Source organism: Dyadobacter jiangsuensis (assembly GCF_003014695.1).
GTDB classification, from domain to species: Bacteria; Bacteroidota; Bacteroidia; order Cytophagales; family Spirosomataceae; genus Dyadobacter; species Dyadobacter jiangsuensis.
Map to the genome: position 1 here is coordinate 109,835 of NZ_PYAS01000011.1, position 12,438 is coordinate 122,272.

The following is a 12,438-nucleotide window of genomic DNA, read 5'->3' on the forward strand; positions in this document are numbered from 1 at the left end:
TTGATTTTTGAGACATGGAAGCGAAGAAGAAACTAATCACCATTTATAAAAACCTCGATGATCCATATGTTGATGTAATGCTTACGGGCATGGGCGAAACGCCGCGTGAGCGCTTCGACAGGTTTTTTGAGACTCGGAAGAAATTCGAGCTTTTCATTGGCTTTGACCATAGTACTCGCGATAGAACCATTAAAATCCGTAATGTAGAATGGATTTAGAGAACGGTGAGTTCATGGAATTCACAAGATGCGCACACTTGGAGAAACTGGAGTATCTGATCGTCGGTGGATTTGCGATGTTTTTGAACGGATTGAATCGCGCTACGAACGATGTGGATATCTGGATTAATCCTACGCATAAGAATGGACGACGCCTGATTGAAGTATTCCGGTGTATGGATTTAGATGAAAGCGAGATTTTTAAACTCGAACAGTTGGATTTTACACAACCACAGGTTTTTGGTTTTAACGGCGAGCTAGACATCGTTACCAAAATTCATAGAAACTTCAATTTCCAGGAAGTTTTCGACAGGTCCAGAAGTTTTGTCAATGCGCAAGGTTCAACTATTTACTTTCTGCATTTAAATGACTTGCGCGAGTTGAAAGTGCTTGCGAGAAGACCGCAGGACCTTCGGGATGTCGTAATGATCGACGATTTTATCAAGCTGGGCGGCGGCTCTGGGGCCGATTGATTTTTACCCGATCATTCAAAAATAAAATTCTCCCACCTTCCTCCCCCTTCCTGCGAAAGATTCTATTTTTGCAGGATGTATAAGATTCTGATCTCCCCTATACTTTTTCTGTTTGACGCTGAGCGCATTCACCATTTTGTGTGCGAAGCGCTGCATTTCGCTTTCAAAATCCCGTTCGTGCCGCAGATCATGCGTGCGATGTACACGTATGAGCATCCTGACCTCGTGCAGGAAGTGGCCGGTTTGCGGTTTCGTAACCCGGTAGGACTGGCAGCCGGCTTTGATAAGAACGCCGAAATGGTGGATCAGCTGGAAGCATTGGGCTTCGGATATATTGAGATCGGGACAGTGACGCCGCGCCCTCAGCCAGGGAATGATAAGCCACGCCTGTTCCGCCTCAAAAAGGATAAGGCGCTGATTAACCGCATGGGTTTCAACAATAAGGGCGTGCAGGTGGCTGCGGCCAAGCTTGCCAAACGGAAGTCGAAGATCCTGGTAGGCGGGAATATTGGTAAAAACAAGGACACCCCGAACGAGCAGGCGCTAAGCGATTACCTGATCTGTTTCCGGGAGCTGTTCGATGTGGTCGATTATTTTGTGGTGAATGTAAGCTCGCCGAATACGCCTGGCTTGCGCGATTTACAGGAGAAAGGGCCGCTAACCGAGATTTTGAAAGAACTGCAAACCAAAAACAAGGAAAAGGTCGCCCCCAAGCCGATCTTCCTGAAAATAGCGCCGGATCTGACAACAAGCCAGCTGGACGATATTATCGATATTGTGAAGGAAACCGGCATTGCTGGCGTGATCGCGACCAACACGACGATCAGCCGGGAAGGGCTTGTAACCGATGCGTCGGAAGTGACGCAGATAGGAGCGGGCGGATTGAGCGGCGCACCGCTGACACATCGCTCGACGGAAGTAATTCGTTACCTTTGTGAACAATCCAATCATGCATTTCCCGTTATCGGAGTCGGCGGTATCGCTACTCCCGGAAACGCTTTGGAGAAAATTAATGCAGGCGCCGGCCTGATTCAGCTTTATACCGGCTTTATTTACGAAGGACCCGGTGTGGTCAGCAGGATCTGCAAAGCATTGGTCAGGAAGTAAAATCAGAAAACACAGCACTTCACGCATTCCCGGAATTGAAATAAATGTCAGTCAACAAGCCAAGAGGTAACACACAGCGCCAGAAACCGGAGGAGGCCGCCGCTCCCCGCTTTCGTGTATCCCTCGATTGGGAACACATTTTCACCAGCCCGAAGAATACGTTGGCCTGGGGTACATTCTTTATCGTACTGGGATTGATCCTGGAAACATCTTTTTTCTCCTACATCGTCACCGGTCTCTCGGACCAGAGCGTACTGGACGGTCTGGGGCATCAGTCTATCCGCGACGCCGGGCGCCAAACCCGCAACTTCCTCGGTGTGCTCGGGGCGGTAGTTTCGCACATTTTCGTCTATCGCTGGTTTGGATTGGGTGCATTGCTGCTGCCGGTCGTGCCTTTTGTGGCAGGCTGGAAAATGGCGTTCGGGAGAGAAATACTGCCGTTGAACAGGGCTACCAAAGAAGTAATCTTTTTTACGCTGTGGGTAAGCGTGCTCATGGGCTATATCATTCTCATGAGTAACACCGAGAACACGCTCAGCTTCCTCTCCGGAGGCTTTGGCTACCTCGTGAACATTTCGCTTTTTGATTGGCTGAAATGGGGAAGTGTACTGCCTATTCTGTTCGCATTGTTCGTGTTCGCGGTATTCTTCTATGACGTACGCGACAAGTACGAGTCGTGGAAGGCCAAGCATGCCAAGCCCGAAGTGGTGGCGGAAGAGCCTCTGGATGGAGCGCCTTCTCCCGCAGAACCGGAAGAAGCTGCTGTGCCTGAAAGCACATTTGTGTCGGTAGTGAACGACACTTATGACGACGAGGTACTGGCGCCGGAAGAACAGCCGGATACCGACCTGGAAGTAGAGGAGGAAGCGCCGCATGTGGCGCCGCATCCTGCGGTGGTGTTGCCGGTCGCGCCACAAATGCCTTCCGTAGCCGCGTCGACGAGCATAGATTTGCCCGTCATGCCGATGGAAGTGTCGGCGGTACCATCCGAGCCGCTGCTCGAACTGGAAGTGGAGGATACCACACAAGCCAAGGAAACTGCGGCAGAGGAATTTGAGGACGAAGATGTGAATGCGTCAATATTGCGCGAATTCGGGCAGTATGATCCGATGCTCGACCTGCCGTCGTATCACTTCCCCAATATCGACCTGCTGAATGAGGTGGTGGAAAACCAGCACGAGAAAGTTAGCCAGGAAGAGTTGGAAAGCAATAAAACCAAGATTGTCGACACGCTCGGCAGCTATGGTATTAATATATCCAAGATTAAAGCGACAATCGGGCCGACGGTGACGCTTTACGAGATTATTCCGGAAGCGGGTGTGCGGATATCGAAGATCAAGAACCTCGAAGGGGATATCGCATTGAGCCTTGCGGCGTTGGGCATCCGGATCATCGCCCCGATGCCGGGCCGTGGTACCATCGGTATCGAGGTGCCTAACAAGAACCGGGAAACGGTTTTTGCACGATCGGTACTGGCGAATGACCGCTTCCAGAAATCGACCTACGATTTGCCCATTGTTTTGGGTAAAACCATTTCAAACGACATCCACATCGCCGATTTGGCTAAAATGCCCCACTTGCTGATGGCGGGTGCTACCGGGCAAGGAAAGTCGGTAGGTCTGAACGTGATCCTGGCATCTTTGATTTACAAAAAGCACCCCGCGGAGCTCAAATTCGTACTCGTAGACCCGAAAAAGGTGGAATTGACCCTTTTCAACAAGTTGGAAAGGCACTTCCTGGCGAAGCTCCCGAATGCGGAAGAAGCAATCATTACCGACACGAAAAAGGTAATTTTTACCCTGAACTCTCTCTGTATCGAGATGGATTCGCGCTACGACCTGTTGAAAGAAGCCGCGGTACGGAATTTGAAAGAATACAATGCTAAGTTCGCCGCCAGAAGGTTGAACCCCGAGAAAGGCCACCGTTTCCTGCCCTATATTGTGTTGGTAATTGACGAGTTGGCGGATTTGATGATGACGGCCGGCAAAGAGGTCGAGACGCCGATTGCACGTCTGGCGCAGCTGGCCCGAGCGGTAGGTATTCACCTGGTGGTAGCTACGCAGCGGCCTTCGGTAAAGGTTATTACCGGTTTGATCAAGGCGAACTTCCCGGCGCGCTTGTCGTTCCGTGTAACATCGAGTATCGACTCGCGTACGATCCTCGATATGGGGGGGGCCGAGCAGCTCGTGGGGCAGGGAGATATGCTGCTTGCCATCAACTCAGAGGTGATCCGTTTGCAATGCCCGTTCATCGACACCCGCGAGATTGAGGATATTTGCGAGTACATAGGCGGGCAGCGTGGTTATGACGAAGCCTACGCCCTGCCTGAATACGAAGGCGAGGATGCGGCAGAAGGTAAGGCAGAGCTCAACCCGGATGATTTCGATAGTTTGCTGCCCGACGCCGCACGACTGATCGTGACACACCAGCAGGGCAGTACGTCGCTGATCCAGCGCAAAATGAAGCTTGGCTACAACCGTGCGGGCCGCATTATGGATCAACTGGAGGTCCTCGGTGTGGTAGGTCCTTTCACCGGCAGCAAAGCGCGTGATGTGATGTTCCATGACCTGAATATGCTCGAAGAGCACCTCCGGGTGATGGGCGTAAGTTAGGTCGGGCCCCGGTTAAACCTTTGTGACTTCGTAAAGTCTAAAATTGAAATATTTCACTTAAAACCCCGTTTTTATAAACTTAGTAGGTATTAAATCATTGAATATGAGAAATTTGAAGAAGAGTGCTTGTTTGCTTGCGGTATTGACGATTTTCATTTTGAACCCTTTGGCTTCCCATGCGCAAGGCGACAAAAAATCATCGGATATCCTGAACGCTATGAGCAGCAAGTACCAGAAGATCAAATCCTTTAAAGCACTTTTTACTTACATTACCAAGGGTGAGAAGCCGCTGAAAGGAGAAGCGACTGTGAAGGGCTCGAAATTTCGGTTGAAAATGGCAGGTCAGGAGATCTTTAACGACGGTAAGTTGATGGCCACCTACATCAAGGAAACCAATGAAGTGAATTTGCAGGATTTTGACCCTGCTGCCGGCGGCGATCTCGACCCGACAAAAATTTACACTGCTTATAAAAAGGGTTTCAAATCCGCTTTTGTGAAGGAAAAACAGGAAGCAGGTAAGGCAGTGGAAGTGGTTGAATTAACCTCAACCAACAAAAACAGCCAGGTCAACAAAGTGCAGATCGAAGTGAATAAGGCCGATAAATCGATCAGCAGCTGGAAAATTTTCCAGAAGAATGGTCAGGAAGTTACTTATAAGGTAGATCAGTTTGTGGCCGACGTCAATGTGGCCGACAATTTCTTCGCGTTCAATGCCAAGCAATATCCGGGCGTGGAAGTAGTGGACCTGCGATAATTTTCAGCTACATATGCCAATAGTAATGGGTGAGCCTTCCGGTCTCACCCATTTTTCTTATACGCGTTATAATGTCCTCAAAAATCAATGTCAAAGTTTGTGACAAGGATTGTATACAAATGGTTGCATCTGATAGAAACTATCTGTTTCAGCCCGGGCGTGCCAGTAATGCACGCACATGCTGCTCGGTTTCGGAGAAATGGGCCGCTTCTTCCACGTCTTTTTGCAGAAAGCGCTGAATGCGGTTGCTCTCATAGGCCCTGAAAACAGCCGGGTGCACGTAATACTTTTTACAAACAGCACGGGTATTGCCCAAATGCGCGGCTACCGCGTCGAGGCAGGTATTTTCAATGCGTGTCAGTTGCCGTTGGGAAACGGCCTTTTCCTGATGGCTGAGGTATTCGAATGCCGTCACAGTCCCCATCCATGTCCGGAAATCTTTGGCTGAAAAATTGGCGCCCGTGTGCCGGCGGATGTAGTCGTTTACTTGCTGGGCATTCAGAGAGCACCTTCCGCCTGTTTCGGTGACGTATTGAAAAAGCCTTTTTCCGGGCATTTCCTTGCATTGCTTGACCAGCCTCGCCAATTGCTTGTCGCGCAGGGTTATGTCCTGCCGGATTCCTTTTTTACCCTTGAATGCAAACCGGATGCGGCTGCCGGTGACGGTCGCGCAGCGCGCGTCGAGCGTGGTGATGCCCGACGACCCGTGCAAAACCTTGTAACGTTGGTTCCCTACCCGCATGCAGGTTTTGTCCATCAGTTTAATCACCAATGCAATGGCTTTGGAGAGGTCGAAATCACGTTTTCGGAGATCGTGCTCCACCTGCTCCCGTAATGCGGGCAAAGCTTCCGAAAACATGAGTAACTTATAATACTTGGCCTGGTTCCTGACGAGGTTCCAGAACGGATGATAACGATATTGCTTCCGCCCGGCGGCGTCGATGCCCGTGGCTTGCAAATGAGCGTCGGGATCGGCGCTGATCCAGACGTCGGTCCAGGCGGGCGGAAGTACGAGCGACTTAATTCGTTTGATAGCCTGAGGATCCTTGCAGCGCTGGCCGTGGTTGTCGGTATAGTAGAACCTGGGTGCTTTTCCCTTGCGGGTGTAGCCTGGTGCGTCCGCAGATTGGACGTAGTGAAGACCGGCCGCTTCGGCTGTCAATGCAGGATTCTTTCTTAGTTTTTTGAATTGCCGGGCCGTAAGTACAGGCTCGTCGGAGGTTATTTCAAGAGCTGCGGCTGCTGACATGTGGTTTACTATTAGTTGTTCCGCAAGTCATAACAATTTAATACCAATCCACAGCATGCCATCAAAACGCATAAAAAATCCCCAGCCCTGCCGGATGAGCAGCTGAGCTGAGGAACAATATACTCAGGGGATCCGGCCGTTACGCAACGGGAAAGTACAGAGTGAATACCGAACCCTCCCCAAATACGGATTTCGCACCGATAAACCCTTTATGGTTCTCCATGATCTTCTTGCATATCGCCAGGCCAATGCCGGTTCCCGGGTACTTATGGGCGGGATGCAGGCGCTGGAAAATGTCGAATATCCTGCTTTCATATTCAGCCTCGAAACCGATGCCATTATCGTGGAAGGCAATGGCATGGTAGTGACCCACAGCATTCTTTTCGGTCGGAATGGCTGCCGCGTCGACCATGCTTGCGGTTATGCTGATGTCCGGGCGTTCATCGGCTTTCACGAATTTAAGTGCATTGCTGATCAGGTTAATAAAAAGCTGATGTACCTGGAACGGGATGATTTCCAGGGAAGGCAGTTTCCCCGCACGGAGCACAGCACCTTTTTCATCGATATTATCCTGTAATTCAGCAATTACATCCCGCAGCACTTCATTCAGGTCGGTCAGTACGAACACCTTGTCCATGCTGCCGGCTTTCGAATAGGTGAGTATATCCTCGATGAGCATTTGCATCTTTTCGGCAGCGAAACGCATTCTTTCGACGGAATCTTTCACCTGAACGGACAGGTCCGGATCTTCACGGTCGAGCACTTTGGAAGCGAAAATCTGAATTTTCCGCAGCGGTTCCTTCAAATCGTGGGTCGAAATCCAGTTCAGGTTCGAGAGCTCTTTGTTTGCGAGGCGCAGCTCTTCGTTGAGGCTCCTGTTTTGATCTTCCTGTGCCCTGATCACACGGTAATTGATGTGCTTCTGCAATGCATACGAAAAGCTAGAAGCTGCATTAATCTCTGATTTTCGCCATGGCGAGCTTTTATCCTTCACAATCTCCATCCAGAGCTCGAACGACTTGCGCGGGGAAAGCCGGACGCCGTCTTCATTCTGCAAAACAGCCTTGTCGGGATTGCCTGCCCAGTTGATTGTCTCGATTTTCTCCTGTCTCAGCCATAGTATACCGTCATGTTCGCCAGACACCATCGAGTGGTAGATCACTCCCGCGGCATATTTGGAAATGTCTTTCGCAGAAGGATAAACGTCGGAAAGATGATCGGTTTCAAACGTCTGGTTGGGGTACGCATTGGACAGAAATGCAAACAGTTCGATCAGCTCGGCATCCGAAGGAACCAGGCCATTGGTATACAATATGCCCTCATGGTAAATAGCGGCGCCTGTGGCATTCGCAAGTTTCAGCAACCATGGTGACTGATGGCTCGCTTCCGTGAAATTTTCGGTCTCGTGCAGAAGCGTGAGCGCTTCCGTGAGGGCCTTATCGACCTCTTCGCTGATGTTATACTCCTCTGCAACTTCACGCACCGCGATTTGGGATGTCAGGAAATGTCCCTGTAACAATGCGGAAAGACGCGTATAGTGCGGCAATAGCTTGGGCGCATAGTGATGGCAGGCTATGAGCCCCCACAGCTTTTGGTTTTGCAGCAGCGATATAGTCAGCGTGGCGCCAACACCCATATTTTTCAAATATTCGATATGCATGGGTGATACGCTCCGCAGGATCGACAGGCTCAGATCGAGGGAATGATTACTTTTATCGGCCGAATCGTCGATTGTGAGCAATGGTACCGGCGTGTAATTAATGTCCGCGATCATCCGGAGCGGATTGCGGATGTAGAGCTCACGCGCCTGCGCGGGGATGTCGGTATGCGGATATTTCTGGTTGGCAAAAGAAACCAGGTCTTCGCGCCGGCTTTCTGCGATTACTTCTCCATTATATTGTTCGTCGAACCGGTAGATCATCACCCGGTCGTAGCCGGTAATGCTGCGGGTTTCGTCGGCGATTTCCTGGCAGAGATCGAGCAAACCGCTCGATTTCTCCATGATCGACACGAAGTTGCGCGTCTGGTTGTATAAGTTGGGCAAATGCAATGTCCCGTCCGGGAACGGTTCGAGTTCCAGGATTACATTACTGCCGCTTCCGTGAACGGTGGTATTGAACGAGACGCCGTTTAATGTAAACACAAACGGCTTCGCGGAATCGATGGCTTCCGCGCCTGCGTACAACGCAAAGCGCGAGGCCTGTTCTTCCGGGAAAACATCGGAGATTTGTTTGCCCAATAGCTTATCCGGGGCAATACCGATAAAATCAGCGCTGTTTGCACTGCAGAACTCGATTCTGGAAGCTCCTTTTTGTATCCCCAGCAAAAAGCCGTGGGGCTGGATGCTGCCGGGTATGTGTATGGGTTCACTTTCGCAATTTGTCAGATTGACAATGTCGCGGTTCACAATGTCCTTGATATTCATTCCTGCTGACCAGTTACGACCGGCCGGTTTGTCCGAGCCAGTTGTCAATGATGGTAAAAGTTTTTTTTGCGCTGCCGATCACACCGTCCCGCTCCTCCCGCTCGTCGACAAATTGGGTAAGGGAGGAGATGAAACTTTTCCACAGATTTCCGGTTTGCGCGCCATATCCCCAGAAATAGGAAGCACCTTTTTCGGGCGTGAGGCCGAGCACTTCATGAACGTGCCGGTACAGAATTTTCCCTCCCAGCGTGGAGCCTTCCAGCACGTACATGATTCCCAGGGCCTCGGCAACGGTCGAAAATTCGAAACGGTATACCGGCAACGCATCTATTTCAGCTTCCGAAAGGCCGGTGGCCAGGAGGTCATCGATAATCAGCCGCGATTTGTAACGGTCTGGCAAATCTGTGATAACGTGTGAAATAGCAGGGAATACGTGATCTTCGCAGGCAATGGTCACCCCGAAAAGGGCAGCCAGGTAGGTCTGATAGTCCTTAACCGAAACGCACGGGGAGAGTATCGCTTTCGAAAGCGGATTATCTTCCAGTTTCTGGTGGCTTTCCGCCGTTTCTTGCCTTAATCGTTTGAAAAATAATTCTTGCTCTGTGTCGAAAGCAGTTACTTCACTCATACTGAATGCGAATTGAAACCTGTAAGACTAGTTGGTTATCAAAAATTGTTCCACCCCCTCGGGCGTCGCCGTACCTGCCCTGTCGAGCAGGCATTTTTTAAGGATTTCTATCAGGCTATTAAAGCTGTTCGGTTTCTGAATATACAGGTTGGCCCCATTGCGGTAGGCCGATTCCCACAGATGTTGTGAGACCGAGGTCGACAATATCACAATCGGTACCTGCTCGTATCTGGCCGTTCCCCGGATTTCTTCCAGGCATTCGAGCCCGTTTTTGACGGGCATATTCATGTCCAGGAATATGATGTCGGGCCTGTTGTCCGTGTCTTTTAATATTTGGAGAAGTTCCACCCCATTTTCAGCGATAGAGAGGTCTGTTTCCAGAGGGATTTGTTCCAACGCTTCCCGAAAAAGAAAGGTATCGTCATGGTCGTCGTCGGCCAGCATGATCCGCAAAGGGGCAAAAGGGCTCATTAAATAGGGATAGAGGTAGGTTTGGAAAATGGCAGAACAACCCGAAAGACGCTGCTTTTGTCGACGGATAACTACAAAAATATCCGTTTTTCTGTCGCGATGGCATAGTTTTTTAATTTTTACGGCTCAAATCATCAAAAAATGAAAACCTATTATGAAAAAGATCGCATGGAGTATCCTCATGGCAGCCACTGTGGTGACGTTTACGAATTGTAACAACACCAAGACGGAGGATAGTAAAGAAGTTGCAGAAGAGCAGAATGAAGCGAAACTCGATACCACAGCATTGGAAGACGATTCCGAGTTTGCAGTAGCCGCCGCCGATGGCGGACTAATGGAAGTGCAACTCGGGGAGCTGGCACAAAAAAACGCTGCGAGCGCCGATGTTAAAAAATTCGGGGAAATGATGATGAAAGATCATTCGAAGGCCGGCGAAGAATTGAAAACGCTCGCCGCTCAGAAAAACATCACGCTTCCCGCGATGCTGAGCGACGATAAGCAGAAAAAGTATGATGACCTTGCAGGCAAGAAGGGCAAAGATTTTGACAAGGCCTATATCTCTTTTATGGTAGACGACCACAAAGAGGACATCAGCGAATTTGAAGAAGCTGCGAAAGATGCCAAAGATCCCGATGTAAAAGCGTGGGCGGAAGGAAAACTTCCGACTTTGAAACACCATCTGGAAATGGCGCAGGCCATTGATAAGAAAACCAAATAACCTGAACGGTACAGTCGGAGAGCCCGGGGCGAAGTATTTGCTCCGGGCTTTTTTGCTTTTAAAACACAGGATAGTGAAAACAAATCATCAATTTGTAATTTTAAACCCGGCGGAAAACCGGTATTGCAAAGTAATTCCGGTCAAACGCTTGCGAATTGACTTCGCATAAGTTTATTTTGTCTACCTATTATATAGAGTATTTCATGTTTGCTATTCTTACCCATCCTGCGAAGTTGACTTTAAAGGCCTTATGCGGCCTGATTGTGCTGGTTTTGTCGGTTACGACGAGCCAAGCCCAGACAGCCCAGAGACCGAACATCATTTTCATTTTTTCCGATGACCACGCTTACCAGGGTATCGGAGCTTATGGAAACCAGATTGTTAAAACGCCAAATATCGACCGCATTGCCCGGGAAGGTGCGTTGCTGACCAATAACCTGGTGACCAATTCGATATGCGGCCCGAGCCGTGCGACATTGCTTACCGGCAAGTACAGCCACCTGAATGGTTACAAACGCAATGACCGGACGAAGTTCGATACGAGTCAGACATTGCTGTCCGAAAAGCTGCGCAACAATGGCTACCAGACGGCCTGGATCGGTAAAATGCACCTGAATAGCCTGCCGGCGGGCTTCGATTACTGGAATGTGTTGCCCGATCAGGGACATTATTATAACCCGGAATTCATCGGTCAACCGAACGACACGACCAAATACACCGGCTATGTTTCAGACCTCATTACCCAGTTTGCGACCGGCTGGCTCGAAAAACGAGACGATAGCAAGCCCTTTTTCCTGATCGTCGGCCACAAAGCCACCCACCGCGAGTGGATGCCTGATTTGCAGGACCTGGGTGCATACGATAATGTGACTTTTCCGCTGCCATCGACATTTTATGACGATTACAAAGGCAGAAAGGCTGCTGCCGACCAGGATATGACCATCGACAAAACCATGCGCATGAAGTTCGATTTGAAAGTGGGTGTGGATTATGAAAAGGATTTCCTCTACAACCGACTCAATGCGGAGCAGAAAAAGGTTTTCAAGGCCTATTACGACAAAGTATCCAAAGAAGTAACGGATAAAAACCTGAGCGGGAAGGCATTGGTAGAGTGGAAGTTCCAGCGTTACCTGCGCGATTACTTCTCGACTGCCAATTCCCTGGACCGGAACATTGGCAAGCTCCTCGATTACCTGGATAAAAGCGGTTTGTCCAAAAATACGGTCGTGATTTATGCCTCCGACCAGGGCTTTTACCTCGGCGAGCACGGCTGGTTCGACAAGCGGTTTATTTATGAAGAATCACTGAAAACGCCGTTTGTGATCCGCTATCCGGGCGTAATCAAGCCGGGTACGAAAGTGAACGACCTCGTTGTGAATATCGACTGGGCGCCGACGGTACTGAATATCGCGGGTGTGAAAACGCCAGCCGATATGCAGGGCAAATCGTTCCTGCCTTTGCTGAAAGGCCCCCAAGTTGCCGCGAAGACACCTTGGAGAAAAGAAGCATATTACCATTATTACGAATTCCCGCAGCCGCACCACGTATATCCACATTTCGGATTGAGAACGAACCGTTATAAGCTGGTCTATTTCTATAATGGTGCCGATTCGTGGGAGTTGTATGATTTGCAGAAAGACCCGAAAGAGGTTTCCAATATATACGGAGCAAAAGGAACAGAAAAGCTCGCCGCTGATCTCAAAATCAAGCTGAAAGCTTTGATGGACGAATATAAGGACGACGAGGCACTGAAAATCCTCGCGACTGCGAAACCCTGATCAGT

11 protein-coding genes are annotated in these 12,438 nt (G+C 49.8%); 7 read left to right on the forward strand and 4 right to left on the reverse strand.

Translation table 11 applies throughout. From position 1 onward, the window contains the following. Nucleotides 1–14: 14 nt before the first annotated feature. From CLV60_RS21970 to lolA1, 5 genes are all read left to right on the forward strand, one after another. On the forward strand, nt 15–218 hold the full coding sequence (locus tag CLV60_RS21970; RefSeq protein WP_106597536.1) for a hypothetical protein: 204 nt from the start codon (nt 15–17) through the stop codon (nt 216–218). Beyond that, nucleotides 209–691, forward strand: a complete 483-nt coding sequence (locus tag CLV60_RS21975) for a DUF6036 family nucleotidyltransferase (protein WP_106597537.1) — start codon at nt 209–211, stop codon at nt 689–691. The genes CLV60_RS21970 and CLV60_RS21975 overlap by 10 nt, the downstream gene beginning before the upstream one ends. A gap of 75 nt (nt 692–766) precedes the next feature. Next, nucleotides 767–1,798: a quinone-dependent dihydroorotate dehydrogenase gene (locus CLV60_RS21980; protein ID WP_106597538.1), complete on the forward strand. Its 1,032-nt coding sequence runs from the start codon at nt 767–769 to the stop codon at nt 1,796–1,798. A gap of 44 nt (nt 1,799–1,842) precedes the next feature. After that, the gene (locus CLV60_RS21985) at nt 1,843–4,410 is read left to right on the forward strand and encodes an FtsK/SpoIIIE family DNA translocase (RefSeq protein ID WP_106597539.1); all 2,568 of its coding nucleotides are present in this window, start codon (nt 1,843–1,845) and stop codon (nt 4,408–4,410) included. 103 nt (nt 4,411–4,513) lie between these two features. Next, nucleotides 4,514–5,164 (forward strand): outer membrane lipoprotein periplasmic chaperone LolA1, encoded by a 651-nt coding sequence (lolA1, locus tag CLV60_RS21990; RefSeq protein ID WP_170118838.1) that lies wholly within the window; start codon nt 4,514–4,516, stop codon nt 5,162–5,164. 148 nt (nt 5,165–5,312) lie between these two features. Here the strand turns inward: lolA1 and CLV60_RS21995 are convergent, their stop codons facing one another. From CLV60_RS21995 to CLV60_RS22010, 4 genes are all read right to left on the reverse strand, one after another. Next, nucleotides 5,313–6,413 (reverse strand): DNA topoisomerase IB, encoded by a 1,101-nt coding sequence (locus CLV60_RS21995; RefSeq protein ID WP_106597540.1) that lies wholly within the window; start codon nt 6,411–6,413, stop codon nt 5,313–5,315. Between the two features lie 139 nt (nt 6,414–6,552). After that, on the reverse strand, nt 6,553–8,838 hold the full coding sequence (locus tag CLV60_RS22000; protein ID WP_106597541.1) for an ATP-binding protein: 2,286 nt from the start codon (nt 8,836–8,838) through the stop codon (nt 6,553–6,555). A gap of 13 nt (nt 8,839–8,851) precedes the next feature. Further along, entirely contained in the window at nt 8,852–9,466 is a 615-nt protein-coding gene (locus CLV60_RS22005) for a biliverdin-producing heme oxygenase (protein ID WP_106597542.1), read from the reverse strand. A gap of 27 nt (nt 9,467–9,493) precedes the next feature. Continuing rightward, entirely contained in the window at nt 9,494–9,937 is a 444-nt protein-coding gene (locus CLV60_RS22010) for a response regulator (protein WP_106597543.1), read from the reverse strand. Nucleotides 9,938–10,091: 154 nt separating this feature from the next. On the opposite strand from CLV60_RS22010, the gene CLV60_RS22015 reads away from it, so the two are divergent. Then, nucleotides 10,092–10,655, forward strand: a complete 564-nt coding sequence (locus CLV60_RS22015; protein ID WP_106597544.1) for a DUF4142 domain-containing protein — start codon at nt 10,092–10,094, stop codon at nt 10,653–10,655. 203 nt (nt 10,656–10,858) lie between these two features. Then, nucleotides 10,859–12,433, forward strand: coding sequence for a sulfatase family protein (locus tag CLV60_RS22020; RefSeq protein ID WP_106597696.1), 1,575 nt, complete (start codon nt 10,859–10,861; stop codon nt 12,431–12,433). Nucleotides 12,434–12,438 lie beyond the last annotated feature (5 nt).